Source organism: Pseudomonas sp. DE0010 (assembly GCF_007680745.1).
GTDB classification, from domain to species: domain Bacteria; phylum Pseudomonadota; class Gammaproteobacteria; order Pseudomonadales; family Pseudomonadaceae; genus Aquipseudomonas; species Aquipseudomonas parafulva_B.
Map to the genome: position 1 here is coordinate 78745 of NZ_VEJQ01000022.1, position 23155 is coordinate 101899.

22 protein-coding genes are annotated in these 23155 nt (G+C 62.6%); 16 read left to right on the forward strand and 6 right to left on the reverse strand.

The features are described from left to right. Nucleotides 1-21 precede the first annotated feature (21 nt). The 3 genes from FS767_RS16785 (at nt 22) to cycA (ending at nt 5165) form a co-directional block, all read left to right on the forward strand. Nucleotides 22-2082, forward strand: a complete 2061-nt coding sequence (locus FS767_RS16785; RefSeq protein WP_144966959.1) for a TonB-dependent copper receptor — start codon at nt 22-24, stop codon at nt 2080-2082. 57 nt (nt 2083-2139) lie between these two features. Then, a complete protein-coding gene (locus FS767_RS16790; protein ID WP_144966960.1) occupies nt 2140-3507 on the forward strand; it encodes a PepSY domain-containing protein in 1368 nt (455 codons plus the stop codon). A gap of 242 nt (nt 3508-3749) precedes the next feature. Further along, nucleotides 3750-5165 (forward strand): D-serine/D-alanine/glycine transporter, encoded by a 1416-nt coding sequence (gene cycA / locus FS767_RS16795; RefSeq protein ID WP_144966961.1) that lies wholly within the window; start codon nt 3750-3752, stop codon nt 5163-5165. A 65-nt stretch (nt 5166-5230) separates the two neighbouring features. Here the strand turns inward: cycA and FS767_RS16800 are convergent, their stop codons facing one another. Beyond that, nucleotides 5231-5527 carry a hypothetical protein gene (locus FS767_RS16800; protein ID WP_027915293.1) on the reverse strand — a complete coding sequence of 99 codons (297 nt, stop codon included), beginning with the start codon at nt 5525-5527 and terminating at the stop codon, nt 5231-5233. Between the two features lie 438 nt (nt 5528-5965). Here FS767_RS16800 and urtA point away from each other — a divergent pair, with 438 nt between their 5' ends. From urtA to FS767_RS16830, 6 genes are all read left to right on the forward strand, one after another. Further along, on the forward strand, nt 5966-7231 hold the full coding sequence (gene urtA / locus FS767_RS16805; protein WP_027915294.1) for an urea ABC transporter substrate-binding protein: 1266 nt from the start codon (nt 5966-5968) through the stop codon (nt 7229-7231). Nucleotides 7232-7317: 86 nt separating this feature from the next. After that, entirely contained in the window at nt 7318-8805 is a 1488-nt protein-coding gene (gene urtB, locus FS767_RS16810; RefSeq protein WP_144966962.1) for an urea ABC transporter permease subunit UrtB, read from the forward strand. Beyond that, on the forward strand, nt 8805-9884 hold the full coding sequence (urtC, locus tag FS767_RS16815; RefSeq protein WP_144966963.1) for an urea ABC transporter permease subunit UrtC: 1080 nt from the start codon (nt 8805-8807) through the stop codon (nt 9882-9884). Before urtB ends, urtC begins: the two co-directional genes overlap by 1 nt. After that, a complete protein-coding gene (gene urtD / locus FS767_RS16820; RefSeq protein ID WP_144966964.1) occupies nt 9881-10738 on the forward strand; it encodes an urea ABC transporter ATP-binding protein UrtD in 858 nt (285 codons plus the stop codon). Before urtC ends, urtD begins: the two co-directional genes overlap by 4 nt. 73 nt (nt 10739-10811) lie before the next feature. Then, nucleotides 10812-11510, forward strand: coding sequence for an urea ABC transporter ATP-binding subunit UrtE (gene urtE / locus FS767_RS16825; protein ID WP_144966965.1), 699 nt, complete (start codon nt 10812-10814; stop codon nt 11508-11510). Nucleotides 11511-11541: 31 nt separating this feature from the next. Then, nucleotides 11542-12063: a GNAT family N-acetyltransferase gene (locus FS767_RS16830; RefSeq protein WP_144966966.1), complete on the forward strand. Its 522-nt coding sequence runs from the start codon at nt 11542-11544 to the stop codon at nt 12061-12063. A gap of 90 nt (nt 12064-12153) precedes the next feature. Here FS767_RS16830 and FS767_RS16835 read toward each other — a convergent pair whose 3' ends face one another. Next, nucleotides 12154-12459, reverse strand: a complete 306-nt coding sequence (locus FS767_RS16835) for a chaperone modulator CbpM (protein ID WP_023534557.1) — start codon at nt 12457-12459, stop codon at nt 12154-12156. A gap of 2 nt (nt 12460-12461) precedes the next feature. Further along, nucleotides 12462-13418: a curved DNA-binding protein gene (gene cbpA, locus FS767_RS16840; RefSeq protein WP_027915300.1), complete on the reverse strand. Its 957-nt coding sequence runs from the start codon at nt 13416-13418 to the stop codon at nt 12462-12464. Between the two features lie 164 nt (nt 13419-13582). Between cbpA and FS767_RS16845 the strand changes: the two genes are divergently transcribed. Beyond that, the gene (locus tag FS767_RS16845) at nt 13583-14851 is read left to right on the forward strand and encodes an Hsp70 family protein (RefSeq protein ID WP_144966967.1); all 1269 of its coding nucleotides are present in this window, start codon (nt 13583-13585) and stop codon (nt 14849-14851) included. A gap of 121 nt (nt 14852-14972) precedes the next feature. Here the strand turns inward: FS767_RS16845 and FS767_RS16850 are convergent, their stop codons facing one another. Next, a complete protein-coding gene (locus tag FS767_RS16850) occupies nt 14973-15980 on the reverse strand; it encodes an AI-2E family transporter (RefSeq protein ID WP_023534518.1) in 1008 nt (335 codons plus the stop codon). A 71-nt stretch (nt 15981-16051) separates the two neighbouring features. Beyond that, complete coding sequence (locus FS767_RS16855) at nt 16052-16339, reverse strand: PsiF family protein (RefSeq protein WP_144966968.1); 288 nt, start codon at nt 16337-16339, stop codon at nt 16052-16054. A gap of 193 nt (nt 16340-16532) precedes the next feature. Here FS767_RS16855 and osmE point away from each other — a divergent pair, with 193 nt between their 5' ends. Both osmE and FS767_RS16865 read left to right on the forward strand, forming a co-directional pair. Then, complete coding sequence (gene osmE, locus FS767_RS16860) at nt 16533-16874, forward strand: osmotically-inducible lipoprotein OsmE (protein WP_058638237.1); 342 nt, start codon at nt 16533-16535, stop codon at nt 16872-16874. 49 nt (nt 16875-16923) lie between these two features. Further along, entirely contained in the window at nt 16924-17454 is a 531-nt protein-coding gene (locus FS767_RS16865) for a bacterioferritin (protein WP_058603494.1), read from the forward strand. A gap of 460 nt (nt 17455-17914) precedes the next feature. Here FS767_RS16865 and FS767_RS16870 read toward each other — a convergent pair whose 3' ends face one another. Continuing rightward, the gene (locus FS767_RS16870; RefSeq protein ID WP_144966969.1) at nt 17915-19981 is read right to left on the reverse strand and encodes an AsmA family protein; all 2067 of its coding nucleotides are present in this window, start codon (nt 19979-19981) and stop codon (nt 17915-17917) included. Between the two features lie 339 nt (nt 19982-20320). Between FS767_RS16870 and FS767_RS16875 the strand changes: the two genes are divergently transcribed. From FS767_RS16875 to FS767_RS23070, 4 genes are all read left to right on the forward strand, one after another. Next, a complete protein-coding gene (locus tag FS767_RS16875) occupies nt 20321-20638 on the forward strand; it encodes a hypothetical protein (protein ID WP_058638240.1) in 318 nt (105 codons plus the stop codon). Between the two features lie 119 nt (nt 20639-20757). Then, nucleotides 20758-21390: a TetR family transcriptional regulator gene (locus FS767_RS16880; RefSeq protein ID WP_144966970.1), complete on the forward strand. Its 633-nt coding sequence runs from the start codon at nt 20758-20760 to the stop codon at nt 21388-21390. Between the two features lie 62 nt (nt 21391-21452). Beyond that, nucleotides 21453-22553, forward strand: coding sequence for an AGE family epimerase/isomerase (locus FS767_RS16885; protein WP_144966971.1), 1101 nt, complete (start codon nt 21453-21455; stop codon nt 22551-22553). 415 nt (nt 22554-22968) lie between these two features. Further along, a partial coding sequence (locus FS767_RS23070) for a hypothetical protein (RefSeq protein WP_218571735.1) occupies nt 22969-23155 on the forward strand: 187 nt, incomplete at its 3' end.

A 23155-nucleotide genomic window follows, 5' to 3' on the forward strand; every position in this document is an offset into this window, starting at 1 on the left:
GACTGATCGACTGGAATCATTATGTCCGGCTGCACCCCTCTTTTGTCCCTGCGCGGGACCATCGCCGCCCTGTGTGGCTCGTTGCTGACCCCTGTCGCACTGGCGGCAGACCCTGGCCACGTTGCCCATTCATCCGCTGCACCTGAGCTCGGCCCTACGGTCATCACCGCCATCGCCCCCAGCTCACCACTGACCGTGGTCACCAACCCCAAGGACCCTCGCCAGCCCGTGCCGGCCAGTGACGGTGCCGATTACCTGAAAACCATTCCCGGTTTTTCGGCCATTCGTGCCGGCGGCACCAACGGCGACCCGGTACTGCGTGGCATGTTCGGCTCGCGGCTGAACATCCTCACCAATGGCGGGCTGATGCTGGGCGCCTGCCCCAACCGCATGGATGCCCCAACCGCCTACATCGCCCCGGAAACCTACGACCGACTGACCGTGATCAAAGGCCCGCAGAGCGTGATCTGGGGGCCGGGCGGGTCGGCAGGCACCGTCTTGTTCGAGCGTGACCCCGAGGCATTCGGCACCCTTGGCAGCCGCGTCAATGCCAGCCTGCTCACCGGCACCAATGGCCGCTTTGACAAGGTGCTGGACGCTGCTGTCGGCAACAGTCAGGCCTATGCCCGTTTCGTCGGCAATCAGTCGCGTGCCGATGACTACCATGACGGGGCTGGCGATTCAGTGCCGTCGCGCTGGGAAAAATGGAACGGCGATGTCGCCCTGGGCTGGACGCCCGATGCCGATACGTTGCTCGAACTCACCGCCGGCAAGGGCGATGGGGAGGCGCGCTATGCCGGTCGGGGCATGGACGGTTCGCAGTTCAAGCGTGAAAGCCTGGGCCTGCGCTTTGAAAAATCCAACCTCGGCGAGGTACTCGACAAGATCGAAGCCCAGGCCTATTACAACTATGCCGACCATGTGATGGACAACTACAGCCTTCGCACACCCTCTGGCAGCGGCATGATGGGCATGCCGATGGTCAGCAATGTCGACCGCCGCACGATGGGTGCACGCCTCAAGGCGACCTGGCGCTGGGCCGATGTGCAGTTGATCAGCGGTATCGACGCACAGACCAACGCGCATCGCCAGCGCGGAGGCATGGGCGTGGATGCGCACAAAAGCCAGGCCTGGACCAAGGATGCCGATTTTCACAACTACGGCGTGTTCGGCGAGCTGACCTGGTCGCTCAGCGGCGACGACCGGGTCATCACCGGCGCCCGCCTGGACCGCGCGTCGGCGCGGGATCTGCGCCAGGCCAGCCCGACCCGCAACGACACCCGCGCCGACACGCTGCCCAGCGGCTTCGTGCGCTACGAACACGACTTGGCAGCCCTGCCGGCAACGGCCTACATCGGCCTTGGGCACGCCCAGCGTTTCCCGGACTACTGGGAGCTGTTTTCGCCGAAAACAGCGCCCACCGGGTCGGTCAATGCCTTCGACGGCATCGAACCCGAGAAGACGACGCAGCTCGACTTCGGTGTCCAGTACCGCAGCGAACGGCTGGAAGCCTGGGCTTCGGGTTATGTCGGGCAGATCCGCGACTACATCCTGTTCGACTACCGCACTGGCATGATGGGCATGGCGACTTCGAAGGCGCAGAACATCGACGCCCGCATCATGGGTGGCGAAGTGGGTGCGGCCTACTCGCTGAGCGATACCTGGAAGGCCGATGCCACACTGGCCTACGCCTGGGGCAAGAACAGCAGCGATGGCAAGGCACTGCCCCAGATGCCGCCCTTGGAAAGCCGCCTGGGCCTGACCTACAGCCGCGATGCATGGAGCGCAGGCGCGCTCTGGCGGCTGGTCGCAGCGCAGAACCGCATCGCCCGCAACCAGGGCAATGTGGTTGGCAAAGACTATGACGCCAGTGCAGGGTTTGGGGTGTTCTCGCTCAACGGCGCGTACAAGGTGAGCAAAAATCTGAAACTCAGTGCAGGGGTCGACAATCTGTTCGACAAGACCTACGCCGAACACCTGAACCTGGCGGGCAATGCCGGTTTCGGCTACCCGGCCAGCGATCCTCAACCGGTCAATGAGCCCGGCCGGAGCGTTTGGACCAAAGTCGATTTCAGCTTCTGACATCCACCGCGGGCGCGGCAGTGACTGCGCCCTGTGCGGGTTTACCTGGAGGTTCCCATGAGAGGAACACGCGTTTCATTCTACAACCTGGCCTGGCGTTGGCATTTCTATGCAGGGCTATTCGTGGCCCCATTCATGATCCTGCTGGCCCTCACCGGGCTGGTATACCTGTTCAAGCCGCAGCTCGATCCATGGCTGTACCGCGACCTGATGGTGGTTGAGGCCGGCCATCATCGCCAAGGGGCCGATGTGATGCTGGCCGAAGTGCGCAAGGCCCACCCTGAAGGCCATGTGGGCCAGTACCTGCCGCCGCTGAACGCGCAGCGCAGTGCGCAGTTCGTGGTGCACGAAGAGGGCCGCGAGCTGAACGTGTTCGTCGACCCGTACAGCGGCAAGATCCTCGGCGAGCAGGACGGCAAGCGCAATCTGCAGGCCATCGCCCGCGCCCTGCACGGCGAATTGATGGTGGGCACCCTGGGCGATCGCCTGGTGGAACTGGCCGCAGGCTGGGGCATCGTGCTGGTGGTTTCGGGCCTGTACCTGTGGTGGCCTCGCGGGCGCCTGGGCGCAGGCGTGCTGTGGCCGCGCCTGGCCGCCCGAGGCCGGCTGTTCTGGCGCGACCTGCATGCGGTCAGTGGGTTCTGGGGTTCGGCGCTGTTGTTGTTGATGCTGCTCAGCGGCATGACCTGGACCGGGTTCTGGGGCAAGCAATATGCCGACCTGTGGAACCGCTTTCCGGTAGCGATGTGGAACGATGTGCCGAAGTCGGACCAGCAGGCGCGCGAGCTCAACCATGCTCACCGCCAGACCGTGCCCTGGGCCATGGAGAACACGCCGATGCCTCAATCTGGCGCCCATGCCGAGCATGCCGGGCATCACACAATGTCCAGCCAACCGGCCGCACCGAATGTGAGCTTGCAACAGGTCGAGGACATCGCCACTGCGCGGCAGGTGGAGCCGGGCTACAGCATCACCTGGCCAACCACGGCCGACGGCGTATTCACCGTCGCGGTATTCGCCGACGACCCACGCAACGACGCCACCCTGCATGTGGACCAGTACACCGGCAAGGTGCTGGCCGATGTGCGCTGGCAGGACTACAGCCCTGTAGCCCGCGCCACGGAACTTGGGGTCATGCTGCACGAGGGCAAGATGTTCGGCCCGCTGAACCAGATCGTCATTGCACTGGTGTGCCTGATGATTCTGCTGGGTTCGGTCAGTGGCCTGGTGATGTGGTGGAAACGACGGCCCGAAGGCGGCCTGGGCGTTCCCCCCTTGCGCCACGACCTGCCGCGCTGGAAGACGGCCGTGGTGGTGATGCTGGCATTGGGGCTCGTTTTCCCCTTGGTGGGGGTGTCGATGGTGCTGATGTGGGTACTCGACAACCTGATGGTGCGGCGGGCAAGGGCGGCGGCGCAGGCATAGCGGCCCGTAGGCGGCTGTCGTGAAACCCCAGGCGGGCCGAAAGGCCCGCCGAGCGTTTCACGGCCCCTGCCTGTAGGTGCAGGATTATTCTCTAAAGCGCCGACGCTTGACCCCGATCATTTCTAAAGCGCCCTGCACTCGCGATATCGTGTCGATCTGTCACGCCCGCACCTTTGCAGTGCGTGATAGCCTAGCCGGCTACGTCAGCCAATGCGACTGACCTCTACAAGGGAATGCAGCCTATGACGCTAACTGCGCCGACTCCACCCGACGACCAACACCTGCAACGCAACCTCACCAACCGACACATCCAGCTCATCGCCATTGGCGGTGCCATCGGCACCGGTCTGTTCATGGGCTCGGGCAAGACCATCAGCCTGGCTGGGCCTTCGATCATCTTCGTCTACATGATCATCGGCTTCATGCTGTTCTTCGTCATGCGCGCAATGGGCGAACTGCTGCTGTCGAACCTGAACTACAAGTCGTTCATCGACTTCTCCGCCGACCTGCTCGGCCCCTGGGCGGGCTACTTCACCGGCTGGACCTACTGGTTCTGCTGGGTGGTCACCGGCATCGCCGACGTGGTGGCCATTGCGGCTTATACCCAGTTCTGGTTTCCCGACCTGCCTCAGTGGATACCGGCGCTCACCTGCGTGGCCGTGCTGCTGTCGCTGAACCTGGTCACGGTCAAGCTGTTCGGCGAAATGGAGTTCTGGTTTGCCCTGATCAAGATCATTGCCATCCTGGGCCTGGTCGCCACCGGCCTGTACATGGTCATTACCGGCTTCACCTCCCCCAGCGGACGCACGGCTCAACTGGCCAACCTGTGGAATGACGGCGGCATGTTTCCCCACGGCCTGATGGGCTTCTTCGCCGGGTTCCAGATCGCAGTCTTCGCCTTCGTGGGCATCGAGCTGGTCGGCACCACGGCAGCCGAAGCCAAAAACCCGGAGCGCACGCTGCCCAGGGCGATCAACTCGATCCCGATCCGCATCATCGTGTTCTATGTACTGGCACTGATCGCGATCATGGCCGTGACCCCATGGCGCGACGTGGTGCCGGGCAAGAGCCCGTTCGTTGAGCTGTTCGTACTGGCTGGCCTGCCAGCGGCGGCAAGCATCATCAATTTCGTGGTGCTGACCTCGGCGGCCTCGTCTGCCAACAGCGGGGTGTTCTCCACCAGCCGCATGCTGTTCGGCCTGGCCCAGGAAGGCGATGCGCCCAAAGCGTTCGAAAAACTGTCCCGCCGCGCCGTGCCGGCCAACGGCCTGTACTTCTCCTGCCTGTGCCTGCTGCTCGGCGCGGTGCTGATCTACCTGGTCCCGAACGTGATCGAAGCCTTCACCTTGGTCACCACGGTGTCGGCGGTACTGTTCATGTTCGTCTGGACGTTGATCCTGCTGTCGTACCTGAGCTACCGCAAGCACCGCGCGGCGCTGCACGAGCAGTCGATCTACAAGATGCCTGGCGGGCGCTTGATGTGCTACGTGTGCCTGGCGTTCTTCGCCGGCATCCTTGTGCTGCTGAGCCTTGAAGCCGACACCCGCTCGGCGCTGGTGGTGACGCCGATCTGGTTTGTGATCCTGGCGGTGACCTACCAGTTCGTGCGTAGCCGGCGCCAGCCGCGTACTGCCGTACGTGGGTCGTCGAGCAACTGATCAGCAAACTGTGCAGCCCATTCTCAGGCAGAACTGGCGAATGGGCGCACAACAGCCAGGCCGCTTCAGCCTTGCTCCAACCCCTTGAGCACTGCCTCGGCCAGGGCCAAACCTTTCTCTAGCGAGTTTTCCGTCGCGGTCAGTAAACTACGAAGCGGCTCTCCCACCCTTTCCAGTGCTGCGGCATTGGTTTCATAAGCCGCTTTCAGCGCGGCAACGGCGCATACAAGTGCATCCTCGCTATCGATCCCAGCCTGAACCGACAGTATTGGATCATGAGCCTGATTGCAGGTGCCGAAATCGGCACTGGCGGTCACGGAACGAGATGTGCGGGGTGGATCTGGAACGATCTTCTTGAGCATGGTGCATCTCCTGAAGCCTTCTGAAGTGTATCTCCGTGCCCATACGCCAATATGGGTGGACGGAGCCGTGCGGGTTGGCGTTACCGGTCAGAAGTTCCGGTGAGCCCGAAGGCTCCCACACACGGATCCGCCCATGACGGGTGCAACCATGCAGGACACGCTATCGCAGGTGCGATGTGCCCGGTTCTGACAGCGGGACGCCAATCCCGAACGCAGAAACTACTGCGATGCGGCACGGTACTCAAGTGCCCATTATGTGTCAAAAATATTCATCATCAGCCCCATTCCTGTGCAGGCCAGCTCGGCAGGCACCAACCTGGCTCTCGATTGCGCGCCGATTCCTTGCACAACCGCTCTACCGAGCGTGCGCGGTCGTCAGGCACAGCCTTTGCAATCTCTCCACTGACTACCACTACCCGATCTCAGCGGAGAGAGCACATGAAGCGACGCAGTCTGATCAAGGCCTTCACCCTCAGCGCCTCGATGGCGGCGATGGGCCTTAGCTGGAGCCTCCAGGCAGCCGAGACCATCAAGGTCGGCATCCTGCATTCGCTGTCCGGGACCATGGCCATCTCCGAGACGTCGCTCAAGGACATGGCCTTGATGACCATCGATGAAATCAACGCCAAAGGTGGGGTGAACGGCAAGATGCTGGAGCCGGTGGTGGTGGACCCGGCGTCCAACTGGCCGCTGTTCGCCGAAAAAAGCCGCCAGTTGCTGACCCAGGACAAGGTCGCGGTGGTGTTCGGCTGCTGGACGTCGGTGTCGCGCAAATCGGTATTGCCGGTATTCGAGGAGCTCAATGGTCTGCTGTTCTACCCGGTGCAATACGAAGGCGAAGAGATGTCGCCGAACGTCTTCTACACCGGCGCTGCGCCCAACCAGCAGGCGATTCCGGCGGTGGAATACCTGATGAGCGAGGACGGCGGCGGCGCCAAGCGCTTCTTCCTGCTGGGCACCGACTACGTCTACCCACGCACCACCAACAAGATTCTGCGTGCGTTCCTGCACAGCAAGGGCGTAGCCGACAAGGACATCGAGGAGGTCTACACGCCGTTCGGCCACGCCGACTACCAGACCATCGTCGCCAACATCAAGAAGTTCTCGGCCGGGGCGAAGACGGCGGTAATTTCCACGGTCAACGGCGACTCCAACGTGCCCTTCTACAAAGAGCTGGCCAACCAGGGCCTGAAAGCGACCGATGTGCCGGTCGTGGCGTTCTCGGTGGGCGAAGAGGAGCTGCGAGGCATCGACACCAAGCCGTTGGTGGGCCATCTGGCCGCCTGGAACTACTTCGAGTCGGTGGATAACCCGGTCAACCAGAAGTTCGTCGCTGATTGGAAGGCCTATGCCAAGGCCAAAGGCCTGCCTGGCGCCGACAAGGCGGTGACCAACGATCCGATGGAAGCCACCTATGTGGGCATTCACATGTGGGCGCAGGCGGCGGAAAAAGCCAAATCCACCGATGTGGACAAGGTGCGCGAAGCGCTGGCCGGGCAGACCTTCAAGGCCCCTTCGGGCTACACCCTGACCATGGACAAGACCAATCACCACCTGCACAAGCCAGTGATGATCGGCGAGATCCAGGACGATGGGCAGTTCAGCGTGGTGTGGGAAACCGAGCAACCGCTGCGGGCGCAACCCTGGAGCCCCTTCATCCCAGGCAACGACAAGCGCCCTGATTACGCCGTGAAAGGCAACTGAGGCCCTGGGCTGCGCCGCAGCCCGCCCGTGGGCGGCCCGCTGTTCGGGCACGCCTGCGCGTAAGCGCTGATTCACAGGAGAGCCTCATGCTCAGATTCCTGCTTACCCTGCTACTGCTGTTGCCCATGGCAGTAGACGCCAGCGAAGGCGAGTTTTTCCTCGCCGCCAAGCCCGCCGAGCAGGCGCGCCTGCTCGATACCTGGGCCGCACAACCCGAGCCGGGCCGACTGGCGCTGCTGGAAAACCTGCAGGCCGGCCGAATCGCCAAGGACGACAGCCGCAAGGTGCGCCTGAACAACCGCCTGCGCGGGCTGATCGACAATGCCCTGGCCAGCCACCGGTTACTCAGTGACGACAGCGCCGCCCGGCTAGCCGCCGCCAGGCAGTTGCAAAAGAGCGCACAACCGGCTCAGGTCGCCTTGCTCGACCGGCGCTACGCCAGCGAGCCGGATGCGACCGTGCGGGCAGCCTTGGGCCTGGCCTTGGCCAACCTGCAGCTCGGCGCCAGCGACCCTTCGGTGCGCCTGGCGGCCGTACGCCTGTTAGGGGAAACCGGTGACCCAACGGCCCGCACCCGCCTTGAAGCGCTGTTGCAACCCGAGATGGAAACGGACCCCACGGTGCGTACCGCCGCCGAAACCAGCCTGGCCCAGGTCAAGCGCAAGCTGCTGATCGGTGAAGTGCTCGGTCAGGCCTTCAGTGGCCTGTCGCTGGGGTCGATCCTGCTATTGGCGGCGCTGGGGCTGGCGATCACGTTCGGACTTCTGGGTGTGATCAACATGGCGCATGGCGAGATGCTGATGCTCGGCGCCTACAGCACCTACATGGTGCAGGTAGTGGTGCAGCGCTATGCACCGGGTGCCCTGGAGTTCTACCCACTGATCGCCCTGCCCGTGGCGTTCGCCGTCAGTGCCGGTGTCGGCATGGCACTGGAACGTACAGTGATCCGCCACCTGTACGGCCGCCCTCTGGAAACCCTGCTGGCCACCTGGGGCATCAGCCTGATTCTGATCCAGGCCGTGCGTTTGCTGTTCGGCGCACAGAACGTCGAGGTCAGCAACCCGGCCTGGTTGTCGGGTGGCATCCAGGTTCTGCCCAACCTGATCCTGCCTTACAACCGCCTGGTGATCATCGCGTTCGCGCTGGCCGTGGTGCTGCTGACCTGGCTGCTGCTCAACCGCACGCGCCTGGGCCTGAACGTGCGCGCCGTAACCCAGAACCGCAACATGGCGGCGTGCTGCGGCGTGTCCACCGGGCGTGTGGACATGCTCGCCTTCGGCCTGGGTTCGGGCATCGCCGGCCTGGGCGGCGTGGCCTTGAGCCAGGTCGGCAACGTGGGGCCGGACCTGGGGCAAAGCTACATCATCGATTCATTCCTGGTGGTGGTGCTCGGGGGTGTCGGCCAACTGGCCGGAAGCCTCTGGGCGGCGTTCGGGCTGGGCATCGCCAACAAACTGCTGGAGCCGCAGATCGGTGCGGTGCTCGGCAAGATCCTCATCCTTGCGCTGGTCATCCTGTTCATCCAGAAGCGCCCGCAAGGCCTGTTTGCCCTCAAGGGACGGGTGATCGACTGATGAACCAGCCACTGCTTGTCACCGCTGCGCACAAAGCCGGCCCTCGCCTGTCGCTGGCGCTGGGTATCGCCGCCCTGGCGCTACTGCTCGCCTTGCCGCTGTTGTCGCTGCTGCCCGCCGACCACGCCCTGCATGTGTCGGCCTATGTGCTCACGCTGGTGGGCAAGATCCTCTGCTATGCCATCGTGGCCCTGGCCCTTGACCTGGTCTGGGGCTATGCGGGGCTGCTGTCGCTCGGCCATGGTCTGTTCTTTGCCCTGGGCGGCTACGCCATGGGCATGTACCTGATGCGCCAGGCCGCCGGGGAGGGGCTGCCAGGCTTCATGACATTCCTGTCCTGGAACGAGCTGCCCTGGTACTGGGCCGGCACCCAACACTTTGCCTGGGCCCTGTGCCTGGCGGTGCTGGCGCCTGGCATGCTGGCCCTGGTGTTCGGCTGGTTTGCCTTCCGCTCGCGGATCAAGGGTGTGTACTTCTCGATCATGACCCAGGCCCTGACCTTTGCCGGGATGTTGCTGTTCTTTCGCAACGAGACCGGTTTTGGCGGGAACAACGGCTTCACCAGCTTTCGCACCCTGCTGGGCTTCGACATCGCCGCACCCGGGACCCGCGCCGTACTGTTCCTGCTCACCGTTGCGCTGCTGGTCGCCAGCCTGTACCTGTGCTGGCGGTTGACGCGCAGCAAGTTCGGGCGCCTGTTGACGGCCGTTCGCGATGCCGAGAACCGGTTGATGTTCTGCGGCTACGATCCGCGTGGTTTCAAGCTGCTGGTATGGGTGCTCAGCGCCATGCTGTGCGGCCTGGCAGGCGCGCTGTACGTGCCTCAGGTCGGCATCATCAACCCCAGCGAAATGTCGCCCACCAACTCCATCGAGGCCGCTGTCTGGGTGGCACTGGGCGGGCGCGGTACCCTGATCGGCCCGCTGCTGGGCGCGGGGCTGGTCAACGGCATGAAGAGCTGGTTCACGGTGGCTTTCCCGGAATTCTGGCTGTTTTTCCTCGGCGCGCTGTTCATCCTCGTGACCCTGTACTTGCCCAAGGGCCTGGTTGGCCTGTGGAACAAAAGGAGCCAGTCATGAGAGGCCTGCCCCCGGTACACCCGGAGTTCATGCTCGAACCTGCCTTCGACCCGCAGGGTATCGGCCGCGACGCCATAGGCCTGGGCCATGCCCGCGTACCAGGCCTGGACGCGCGGCATGGCACCGTGCTGAGCCTTGAAGAGGTGAGCGTCAGCTTCGATGGGTTCAAGGCACTCAATGCGCTGACGCTGTATATCGGCGTGGGCGAGCTGCGCTGCATCATCGGGCCAAACGGTGCGGGCAAGACCACGATGATGGACGTGATCACCGGCAAGACACGGCCCAGCGCTGGCAGTGCCTACTTTGGCGACACGCTCGACCTGACGCGCATGAGCGAGTACCAGATTGCCCAGGCTGGCATCGGCCGCAAGTTCCAGAAACCCACGGTGTTCGAGGCGTTGAGCCTGTATGAAAACCTCGAGCTGGCGCTCAAGACCGACAAGTCGGTGTGGGCGAGCCTGAGGTCGCGCCTGAGCGGCGAGCAACGCGACAGGATCGACGAAGTCCTGACCACCGTGCGCCTGAACGGGCTGGCCACGCGTCAGGCCGGGCTGCTCTCCCACGGCCAGAAGCAGTTTCTGGAAATTGCCATGCTGCTGGTCCAGGAACCTCAACTGCTGTTGCTCGACGAACCCGTGGCCGGCATGACCGACGCCGAAACCGCCTTTACCGCCGAGCTGTTCAAGGGGCTTGCAGGCAAGCACTCGCTGATGGTGGTCGAGCACGACATGGGGTTCGTGGGCAGCATCGCCGACCATGTGACGGTGCTGCACCAGGGCTCGGTGCTGGCTGAGGGATCGCTTGAGCAGGTGCAGGCCGATGATCGTGTGGTCGAGGTGTACCTCGGTCGTTGAACAGGCGCACGTCTTCCCGCGTACACCGGTGAGCTGCCGGGGGCGCACAACCCCGTTACTTCAGGAGCCTTGCATGCTCAAGATCGATACGCTGCACCAGTACTACGGCGGCAGCCATATTCTGCGCGGCCTGTCCTTCGAAGCCAGGCTGGGCGAGGTCACCTGCCTGCTGGGCCGCAACGGCGTGGGCAAGACCACGTTGCTGCGTTGCCTGATGGGCCTGGTGCCCGTGCGCGAAGGCAGCGTGGAATGGGAAGGCAAGCCCATCACCGCACTCAAGCCGCACCACCGGGTGCAGGCCGGCATTGCGTACGTGCCACAGGGCCGCGAAATTTTCCCGCGCCTGAGCGTCGAGGAAAACCTGCTGATGGGCCTGTCACGCTTTGCGGGGCGCGAGGCGCGTGAAGTGCCTGCCTTCATCTACGAGTTGTTCCCTGTGCTGGAGCAGATGAAGCTACGCCGTGGCGGGGATTTGTCCGGGGGGCAGCAACAGCAGCTGGCCATCGGCCGGGCATTGGCCAGTCGTCCGCGCCTGCTGATTCTCGATGAGCCCACCGAGGGTATCCAGCCTTCGGTGATCAAGGAAATAGGCGCGGTCATCCAGCGGCTGGCGCAGCGCGGCGACATGGCCATCCTGCTGGTCGAGCAGTTCTACGATTTTGCCGAGGCCTTGGCTGATCACTACCTGGTCATGGCCCGTGGCCAGATCGTGCAGCGTGGCCGGGGCGAAAACATGCAGGCCGAAGGTGTACGCGGGCTGGTAACCATTTAACCTGCACGCTTCGACCTAGCGAGACGCTGCCATGAGTCACGAAATCCGCGACGCCCTGCCTGCCGACCTACCGGCCATCCTCGACATCTACAACGATGCCGTGCGCAACACCACGGCCATCTGGAACGAGACGCCGGTGGACCTGGCCAACCGCCAGGCCTGGTTCGACGCCCGTGCGCAACAGGGTTACCCGATACTGGTGGCCGTGGACGGCGCCGACGTGCTGGGCTACGCCTCCTTCGGGGACTGGCGCCCGTTCGAGGGGTTTCGCCATACGGTCGAGCATTCGGTATATGTGCGCAGCGATCAGCGCGGCAAAGGGCTTGGGCCGGCGCTGATGAATGCGTTGATCGAGCGCGCCCAAGGCTGCGGCAAGCACGTCATGGTCGCGGCCATCGAAAGCGGCAACGCAGCGTCTGTGCACCTGCACGAGCGCCTGGGTTTCGTGGTTACCGGGCAGATGCCGCAGGTGGGGGTGAAATTCGGGCGCTGGCTGGACCTGACCTTCATGCAGCGGGTGCTGAGCCCAGGGGCCGAGCCAGACCTGCCCTGACACCTCGCCCAGGCAGCCATCATGCAGCCTTGCCTGAAGTCACAAGGCTGCGTTGGCCAGTGTTCCAGCGCTGCCCGCGACTGCTTCCCTTCACATCTGCGTGAACCTGCCCAGGCGCTGGCGCAGCATGCTGTTCTCGTTGCGTAGCTGCTGCACCTCCTGGAGCAATTCCAGGGCCAGCGCCACGCCTTCCCATTCCAGTTCCAGCTCCTGGTGCAGCTTGGCCGCGCGCCTTGCCAGCAGCGGTGCCTGATCGTCGAACAGCCAGTCTTCAGGCCTGCGCCCGGTTGGCTCCACAATGCCGTGCTCGACGATCTCGATCACACAGTCCGCCGTGAGGTCGGCTTCCTGACACAAGGTATGCATGTCCAGTTGAACGATCAGGGTGCTGCTCATGATCACTTACTCCATTGTGCCCTCGGGTCGAACGCGGCCTTCTCGGAAAGCTTGGCCCACAGTTCCCGGGTAGATTCGTCAGAGGTGGTCGGCATTACGACCTTGAGCTGTGCATAGAGGTTGCCGCGCTGGCCCTGCTTGTCGGCCAGGCCCTTGCCTGGCACCCGCAGGCGCTGCCCGCTCTGGCTGTCGGGGCGGATGGTCAGGTTGATCCTGCCTTCGAGCGTAGGTACCGCCACCTTGGTGCCCAGGGCCGCTTCCCAGGGTGCCAGCGGCACGGTGATGATCAGGTCGTGCCCTTCGACGTCGAACAGCGGGTGCGGGGCCATGCGGATGGTCAGGAACAAATCGCCATTGGCACCGCCACCGACCCCCGGGGCACCCTGGCCCTTGAGGCGAATGCGCTCGCCATCGGTCACGCCGGCCGGGATCTTCACGTTCAGGGTCTTGGTGGTGAACCCGGTGCGCTGGCCCATGGCATTGGTTTGCGGTACCTGAAAGCTGATCTGCTTGGACTCTTTGCTCAGGGTTTCTTCCAGAAATACCGCCAGTTCAAGCTCCACGTCCTGCCCTCGCCTGCCGGCACTGCGCTGTTGTTGACGGGCACCCCCGAACGGGTTGCCTCCACGACCGCCGAACATCGAGCTGAAAAAGTCCGAAAAATCGCCACTCTCGAAACCACCCCCGGCCCCGCCTCGGCTTTCCCAGCCCGGCGGTGCCTGGAACGGCCGGCCATGCTGGCCGCCGTACTTGCGGATTTCATCGAATTCGGCGCGTTTCTGCGCGTCGCCCAGCACTTCGTAGGCCTCGTTGGCTTCCTTGAATTTGTCTTCGGCGTCGCGCTCTTTGCTGACATCAGGGTGATACTTGCGGGCCAGCTTGCGGTACGCGGCCTTGATCGCCTTGTCGTCCGCCGTGGGCTCTACGCCAAGTATCTTGTAGTAGTCTTTGAAGTCCATCTAGGGATCACCAGTGTGAATGTGCGTGTTGCTGGAGAAGATAGGGATCAAGCATAGCCTTTCAAGGCCCGCTTGGGGTTGCTCCATGGCAGACGACCGGTCTTGATTCTGTCGCCAGCTGGCATACACTGCGCGGCCGTTTTGCCTCCGGAAGCTTTTTCCCCATGTCCGACGTATCCCCGGCCCGCGCCCTTGGCATCGACTTTGGCACCTCCAACTCGACGGTTGGCTGGCACCGCCCGGGCATGGAATCGCTGATTGCCCTGGAAGACGGCAAGATCACCTTGCCCTCGGTGGTGTTCTTCAATATCGAGGAGCGCCGCCCTGTCTATGGCCGGCTGGCCCTGCACGAATACCTCGAAGGTTATGAGGGGCGCTTGATGCGCTCGCTCAAGAGCCTGCTCGGGTCCAAGCTGATCAAGCACGACACCAGCGTGCTGGGCAGCGCACTGCCGTTCAAGGACCTGCTGGGCATGTTCATCGGTGAGCTGAAAAACCGCGCTCAGGCTGAGGCCGGGCGTGAGTTCGATCAGGTGGTACTCGGCCGCCCGGTATTCTTCGTCGACGAGGACCCGGCAGCCGACCAGGAAGCCGAGGACACGCTGGCCGAGGTGGCACGCAAGATCGGCTTCAAGGACATATCGTTCCAGTACGAGCCCATCGCCGCGGCGTTCGACTACGAGTCGGGCATCAGCCGTGAAGAACTGGTGCTGATCGTCGACATCGGCGGCGGTACGTCCGACTTCACCCTCATTCGGCTGTCGCCGGAGCGGCACGCGGTGGCCGAGCGCCAGAGCGACATCCTCGCAACCGGTGGCGTACACATCGGCGGCACGGACTTCGACAAGCAGCTGAGCCTGCAAGGGGTGATGCCGCTGTTCGGTTATGGCAGCCGCATGAAAAGCGGTGCCTTGATGCCAACCAGCTATCACCTCAACCTGGCCACCTGGCATACGATCAACGCGCTGTACTCACAGAAGTCGCAGTTGGCGCTGGGCAACATGCGCTACGACATCGAGGACACCCTTGGCGTTGATCGGCTGTTCAAACTTATCGAGGAGCGCGCCGGGCATTGGCTGGCCATGGAAGTGGAAGCCAGCAAGATCGAATTGACCGAACAGCCGAGTCGTCACGTCGACCTCGGCCGCATCGAACCAGGCCTTGGCGTGGACCTGTCTCGCAACCTGTTCGAGACGGCCATCGAAAGCCTGTTGGAACGGGTGCGGGCCAGTGTCACGGACTTGCTGGCCAAGGCCGGGGTCAGTCAGGGCCAGGTCGACACGGTATTCTTCACGGGCGGCTCCAGCGGCATTCCAGCCCTGCGCAACAGTGTGGCGGCGATGTTGCCCAATGCCCGTCACGTGGAAGGCAATATCTTTGGCAGCATCGGCAGTGGGCTGGCCATTGAGGCACGCAAGCGTTATGGCGCGTGACGAAACGACGGGGTAAGGGGCGCTTGTGTCGCCCCTCGTTGACGGTAGCGCTGGCTGTAACCGCCTGACCAAGCCTGGCGCCGGCCCTGTTATGTCCTGAGCAGGCCCGTCGTGGCCGCCTTCAAACCAGCTCCATCCTGCGCAGCTCGCTCTTGAGATAAGCGTAATAGACCGGCCCTGCCACCACCCCCGGCAGGCCGAACGCCGCTTCGAACACCAGCATGGCCAACAGCAGTTCCCAGGCCTTGGCCCTGATCTGCCCACCGACGATCTTGGCGTTGAGGAAGTACTCCACCTTGTGGATGACGATCAGGTATACCAACGCCGCCGCTGCCACCCACACCGACAACGATAACCCGACGATGGTGATCAGGGTGTTGGACATGAGGTTGCCGATGACCGGTAGCAGACCCAACAGGAACGTCAGCACGATCAAGGTCTTGGTCAGCGGCAGGTGCACCCCGAACAACGGCAACACCACGGCCAGAAAGATGCCAGTGAATGCGGTATTGAGCAGGGAAATCTTGATCTGGGCGAAAACGATGTTGCGAAACGCCTGTACCAGCAGGCTCAGGCGCTCGAACAGGGCAGCTGCCAGTGGTTTGCGCCGGGAGATGTCGGGTATGCGCTGCAGGGCGACGATAGCCCCCAGGATCATGCCGATCAGCAGGGTCACGAACATGTGGGCCATGCCCTTGCCCACCAGTTGCAAATCACTGAGATGGCTCTTGATCCAGTCGCCGATCGCCACCTTGAACTCAGCAGCACTGGCCGGCAAATAGCCCTCGATGAACGGCGGCAACTGCCCGCGCGCCCGCTCAACCAACGCCATGAACTTGTCCAGCGAAGCGCCAGGGTTTTCCGCTTCATGCAACAGGAAGCTGAACGCCCCGGCGATCAGCAGCGCCAGGCTGATCACCACCAGCGTGCCCAGCAGCGCCACTGCCAGCCAGCGCGCACGCTGCCCGGCAATCAATGGCTGCAGACGCGGCGTGAGCATGTTGACCAGTTCGAACACCAGCAGGCCTGCCAGCAGGCTGGGCAGCAGCTTCAACGGCAACGCCAACAGCAAGCCTGCGAACACGATAATCAAACTGGCCAGGGTGACTTGGCGGGGGGTGAAGGTCATACAGCCTCAGCGGCAGCCAACGAAGAAGATCCGCAGTCTGCCAGCGTTATGCCTGCAGGCATAGGCACCGATCATTTCTTCTTGAGGCACTCACTCATGAAGGCCTTGCGCTCATCACCCTTGAGCACCTTGGCGGTGGCATCGGCATTGCACGTCTTCATCTTCTCCTGCTGGGTCTGTGGCACCTGTTTCTTCAGGCACGTACTCATGAAGGCCTTGCGGGCGTCGCCCTTGAGCGATTGCGCCGTGGCATCTGCATTGCACGTTTTCATCTTTTCCTGCTGGGCGGTATTTGCCGCGAAACCTTGGGCGCTGAACAACAGCGCAACCATCAGCAACGGAATGTGCAGCCGTTTCATGTCGTGTTCTCCTGAGCCCGCGCCCAACGCACGGTGACACCTGCAGTGTAGACAAGCGCTGACGCGAGGCCCGTTTTGTCATCAAGTGCACGACAACCTTTTTGCACGCAGGCAATTGGCTACCTCGATCGAACTCCTGGCGCTGCGTGAGGTTCAAAACCTGCACATACCCTTTTGTGCAAGGAGCGGGACGATGTTCAAGCAGACTCTGGCAATCCTTCTGGCCAGCGCCACCCTGACGGCATGCGGCAGCCGCCCGGAAAACCCGGTGGACTACGTGACCTACCGCAACGAGCCCCTGGTCAAGCAGGTCGAAAATGGCATGACCATGCAGCGCGTCATCGCCATCGGCGGCAGCCCGTCCAACGTCATCGACCTGCCCAATGGCGGTACCTGCAACGACTACATCCTCAACCGCGACGGCAAGCAGCAGCCGTACTACGTACGCTTCGATGCCACCGGCCATGTGGATGCCAAGGGTTTCAAGACCTGCAAACAACGTGAAGAAGACCGCGAGGCCGTCAAAGGCGCGTAAGGCTTCCGCTACCTGACTACGACTACCTGATGCTTTTTGGAGATGAAACATGAACACGACTGAAATGACCGACATTCAGACCTTGCGCCAGCGCGCGCGCGAGCATGTGGAAAACGGTGCCGTGACCGAAGGCTACAATGCCGATCGCGAGCGCATCATCAAGCTGCTCAACGATTCGCTGGCCACCGAACTGGTCTGCACCCTGCGCTACAAGCGTCACTACTTCATGGCTTCTGGCGTCAAGGCCAGCGTGGCTGCCGAAGAATTCCTGGAGCATGCCAATCAGGAATCCGAACACGCCGACAAGCTGGCCGAGCGTATCGTGCAGCTGGGCGGCGAGCCTGACTTCAACCCGGACAACCTGAGCAAGAACTCCCACGCCCAGTACGTGGCAGGCACGACCCTCAAGGAAATGGTCCTGGAAGACTTGGTAGCCGAGCGTATCGCCATCGACAGCTACCGCGAGATCATCCAGTACATCGGCGACAAGGACCCGACCACTCGCCGCATCTTCGAAGACATCCTGGCGCAGGAAGAAGAACACGCCGACGACATGTCCGACCTGCTCGATGGTCTGTAAGGCCTGTAGCAATTGGCAATGCCGCTGATGCGGCAATGCTGCTCACGCAGGGCTGCTTCGCAGCCCATTGCGGTCGGTCTGGCGCCCTGACCGGACCATCCCCCCAATTCTCTGAGATCGTGAAGCACTGGCGATCTTTCCCTTAACTCTGGGTTGCCTAAGCCCGTGACCGGCTCCGCCGGGGCGTTGGACTGGCTGCAAGCCGCGCAGCGGCCCCAGGATCTGAGCTTCGCAGCGCATATTGCCAGGGTCGCGCTGCGGCCCATCGCGGCACTCGGCCGCTTTCACCTTGGTCCTGTATGGGCTGCGATAGCGGGGCCTGGACTTTGCAGAAGCAACTGCCTGATGCCGCCTCGAAGGCTAACCGATTTCAAGGAGCGACCTTGCCGGGGCGCTGGACCGGCCGCGATGGGCTGCGCAGCCGCTTCAAGGTTTCAGCTCGCAGGCCCATGCCCCGCCATCACTTGCGGCCTTTGACGGCCGCCGGCGCCTTACCTTCCTTCATCTGCTGCAACAATGGTGTGCACTGGTTGGGATCATCCCCACTGCTGGGTGCGATCAGCGCCAACAGACCGGCCGCGGGCCCCGCGACCACCCCAAGGGCAACCATACCGGCGCCGCGCAGTGCCAGCGGTACGGCCTGCACCCCGGCGCTAGGTTTGGCGAAAGCCCCCCGCACATACAGCGGCGAGCGCAGGGAGAACAGCCTCAACCCCTTGGATTCCGGGGTGATCTTCAGGTCCAGACGCTCGTTGGCGAAGTTGGCGGTGCCGTTGATATAGATGATCGCGTTCTCGGTATCGAAAATGAACAGCCGCGTACTGGCAAGGCCATCCTTGATACCGACATCGGCAGCGGCGCAGTTGATCTTCACGTCTTCATCACCGAAGAGTTTGTCGACGATGTAGTTGCCCACGTTCAAACCTGCGATTTCCATGAGGCTGCGGCTGATGGCGCCATCGTTGACCAGCATGCGCAGGTCGCCATTGGCGCTACCGAGCAGTGCTGCCACGGAGTTGCCGCGACCGGTGATGTCGGCATCCCCATTGAGCTCGCCAAAGCTGCTTTGCATCGGTGCGAAGGTGGGGAACAGTTGCTTGAGCTTGAACCCCCTCGCAGTAAGCCGTGCACGCCCCTGCAACGGAACGTTGCGGCCGTCCAGGCGAATGCGTGATGCCAGGTTGCCGCCCGCTACGCCGAACCTCAACGGCTCCAGGCGCAGCAGGCCGTCTTCCAGGATCACGTGGGCCGACAGGTCGTTGAAAGGAAGCTGCTCGCTGTGCACGATGCGCTTGCCGGTGAAGGTGACATCGGCATCCATGGCACGCCAGCGATCGGTACGGAATTCCTCGACCGGCAAGACCTTGTCGGACGGCTGCTTGCTGGCACCGCCACGGGCTTTTTGCTCGGCATTGGAGTCAGCGCCGATCAGTGGTGCAAGGTCCTTGAACAGGAGCTGGTTGGAGAGGAGCTTGCCCGTGAGCTTGGGCCGAGGCTTGCTGGCGACGTACGCCAGGTCACCGTGAATGTCGCTGTCACCGATCTTGCCATTGAACCCTTGGTATTCGAAGGTAGCGCCTTGCTCGGCGTGCAGGTTGGCGTTGAGGTGGCCATCGGTGGAATACGCTGGGGTGTCAGGCAATGTCACGCCGGTCAACGGGAACAGATTGCCAAGGCTGGCGCCTGACAGGCGCAGCCGCAGATCGAGCGCGCCCAGGTTGAGCGGGTCGGTCAGGGTACCGGCCAGTACCACATGGGTATCGGCGATGCGCACATCCGCTTGCAGCGGGAAGGGTTGATCGGACGCTTTGAGTGCCAGCAGGCCGCCAATCTTGCCGGTGCCGGACACGGGCTGATCCTTGTAGCGCCCCTGCGCCTTGAGCCCGAACGCATAGTCCTGTGCAGGCGCCGACTTCTCGGCCGTGGCCTTGCCCACGATGTCGCTGAACGCAATGGGCTTGCCCAGAGGATCGATCTGGACCTTCATGCGAGCCTTGAGCGTCTGGTCGTCAAAGCTGACATTGCCTTGGTCGAAACCGATCGCGCCTATGTCCATCTGCCATTTGGACGGCTCTTCGTTCTCGTCCTTCGGGCCGAAGTCGAAATTCCAGTTGGCCCGGCCGTCCGCCAGACGCGTCAGGCTGGCAGTCGGCTTGGTCAGGTTGATACGCGGGATGCTGACCTGGTGGAACAACAGCGGCAGCGGCGACAGGCGAAATTCTACACGCTCCAGTGCAACCATCTGCGGCTCTTTGAGCCAGTCCGGGTTGCCCAGGGTAAGGTCTTCAGCCGTGAAATGCGGCCAGGGTATCCACGCCCGCCAACCGCCTTCTTCAGGCTCGGTGCGCCAGTGCACTGCAAGGTTGCCATTGATGGCGAAGGGCCGATGCAAGGCCTCGGACACCTTTTCGTTGAGCAGGGGCTTGACGCGGTTCCAGTCGAAGGTGGCAATCACCACGACCAGGATTGCCAGCACGGTCAGCAGTGTGGTCAGGGTCCAGAGGATGATTCTGGCGGGGCGCGTCATTGCGTGAGTCTCCATGCGGCAAGGCAAAAACAAGCGTAGCGGTGAGGGGTCATGTATCTGGGACTGATGAAAGGCGTGAGGGTTTTATCTCAGGGGGAGGATAGCCAAGAATTTCCCGTGCCTGGGTGCGCCTGGCGCGTCCGGTTCGCTTGGCGCATCTCGTGCGTACCCACGCCATCAAGCCACCTGCGACCCTGCCAGGGCTCTGAATAGAGCCTTTGGCGGCTGATATCAATGAGGTCGATTTTTACCATTACCCGGATGAACTTCTCTGTGCCGGTGCGCGGCGTAGCATTGGCTACACACCCACTTTCCAGCCCCGCACAGGAGCACCGAATCATGAAACGCCACCTGTTGACCCTCACCCTTTCCCTGCTTGCAGCCAATGCGTTTGCCCTGCCAGGTGCCGAGCAGCACCTGACCGCCGAATCACGTTCGAGCGCTGTTCAAAACATCCAACCGCTTGAAACACTTGCCGAAGGCGGTTCAGACCGATTGATCGAGCGCAGCGCCCGTGTTGCCGAAGGCGGCTCCGATCGCCTGATCGAGCGCAGCGCCCGTGTTGCCGAAGGTGGTTCTGATCGCCTGATCGAGCGCAGCGGCCGTGTTGCCGAAGGCGGTGCAGATCGCTTGTCGCAAACGGCACGGGTGAGCTGACCTTATGCAAGACGCACCGCGCTGTCGTCTGCCTGACCTACCCCTTCGAGCCCGGTCCATTGACCGGGCTTCGTTTTTTTAACTAGAGTGCCCAGCCACCCTCTATAGAAACCTGCATCATGTTGCCGCGTGCCGAACAGAAGCTACAGACCCGCCAGGCCCTGCTCGACGCCGCCTGCCTGCTCATGGAGAGTGGTCGCGGTTTTGGCAGCATCAGCCTGCGCGAAGTGGCCAAGGCGGCCGGCATCGTGCCCACCGGCTTCTACCGACATTTCCCGGACATGGATGCACTGGGCCTGGCACTGGTCAGCGAGGTGGACGATACCTTCCGCCAGACCATCCGGCTGGTGCGACACAACGAGTTCGAGCTGGGCGGTATCACGGATGCGTCGGTCCGTATATTCCTCGACGTGGTCGCTGCCCACCGTGCCCAGTTTCTGTTCCTGGCACGTGAGCAGTACGGAGGGTCGCAGCCCGTGCGCCAGGCCATCGCCCAACTGCGTGAAAACATCACCGCTGACCTGGCCACCGACCTGGGCCGGATGCAGCGTTGGCAGCACCTGGACAATGCTGCGCTTACCGTCATGGCGGACCTGGTGGTCAAGACCGTGTTCGCCACCCTGCCCGAATTGATCGACAGGCCAGACAGGGGTGAACCCCAGGCGTTGACGCCTCAGGAAAAGATCACCCAGCAACTGCGCTTCATCTTCGTCGGTGCGCGGCATTGGCAAGGCCTTGGCAACCCTGGCTGACGGGCTCGGCAAACCCGACTTCTGCTACCATGGCGCCCTGCCCGACAGCGACGAGCGCCAAGATGTCCAACCCCCGCCCCACCCTGCCCGAACTGACCCACTTCAATCAGCACTTTGCCACGTGCATCGTGCCTCTATGGCAGGGGCCAGGCTGGAACACCGAACTGGCATTGCCCTACGAAGCGCTCGACGCTGAGCATCGGCCGCTGCCTGTGCAGCGCTATCGGGCCATGGCGTGCGCGCGCCAGTTGTACCTGTTCAGCAGCCGCATCGATCAACCGGGTGCGGCCGAACGCGCCGCGGCATTGTTCCGCTCCTTGCAAAAGCACTTTCATGATCCCGAACACGGTGGCTGGTTCTACAGCATCGACGCCCAGGGCAAGCCGCTGGACCGGCGCAAGGACCTCTATACCCACGCGTTCATCGTCTTCGCCTGCGCGCACTATTGGGGCCAGGTCCGCGACAACCTGGTGGTCTCCACCCTGGCTGCTGCGCTGGACGTCATCGAGCATCGCTTTGTCCGGGATGATGGCTTGTACGAGGCCAGCCTGGGTGAGGACTGGGGCAACCTGGGCAGTGGCGCGCTGCAAAATCCGCAGATGCATTTGGCAGAGGCCTTCCTGCAGGTGTTGGCCGTGCGTGATGACCAGGCTGTGCAGCAGTCACTTTTGCAGTTATGCACAGCGATGCAGGCCCACTTCATCGAGCCTGCCCACGGCCTGATGCTGGAAAAGCCCAGGGGCACTGTGGATAACTGGTTCGAGCCGGGTCACCAGTTCGAGTGGTTCTATTTGCTGCACACCTCGCCGCTGCTGCGTGAGAGGGCGTTGCATGCTTCCATTGAGCGGGGGTTCGCCTTTGCCGAGCGCCATGGCGTGAAAAACATGGCGGTGCTGGCGATGCTGGATGTGCAAGGGCACGTGCTGGATGCGACCCAGCGTATCTGGGCACAGGCTGAATACGCCAGGGCCTTGGCATTGCGCCCTGACGCAGACGTGAAGCTGCCCCAGCTGTTGCAGGCGCTGCAGGGGCGGTTCTTGCGGCAGGCGGGATGGTATGAATGCCGGGATGGGCAGGGCGATGTCAGCCGGCATGATATGCCGTCGACTACGCCTTATCACCTGGCTACCTGCCTGGAAGGGTTGAAGCGACTGGGTGAATGAAGTCGGGTGCTGCGATAGTGGTGCCATGATGGGCAGGTAGGCTCGGATCCTGGGGCCTTCCAGGGCGCTGGCAAATTCGCGCCATTGGAATACGTACAATGGCGAGCGTTGTCAGAACTGCCACAGTATCGGCCGTCTGGCTTATTGGCTTGGTTCTATGTGCATTGTTATTACTCTGTAAGCGCTACAGCACATGTTAATCCAATATACTGGTTAAGCTTGTATATTCTTTGAAGACTACTCAATTCTCGTGTAGGAGCGGCCTTGTGCCGCGATGGGTCGCGTAGCGGCCCCAAAATTTGAGCAATATCGCTGTTACTGGGGCCGCTGCGCGGCCCATCGCGGCACAAGGCCGCTCCTACACGGGTTATATATCGCGGCACGTTTGAAGTTATCATTCCCGCTGTAGACGCTCTTGCTCTTGCTGTTGCTCTTGCTCTTGCTGTTGCTCTTGCTCTTGCTGTTGCTGTTGCTGTTGCTGTTGCTTTGGCTTTTGATCTTGCTTTTGATCTTCGCGACTTCAGAAGGCCGAACGCAGGTCTTGCGGAGGGAGGTGACAGGCATGGATGCCTGTCAAGCGCTGGGCCCCAGGATGGGGCCTA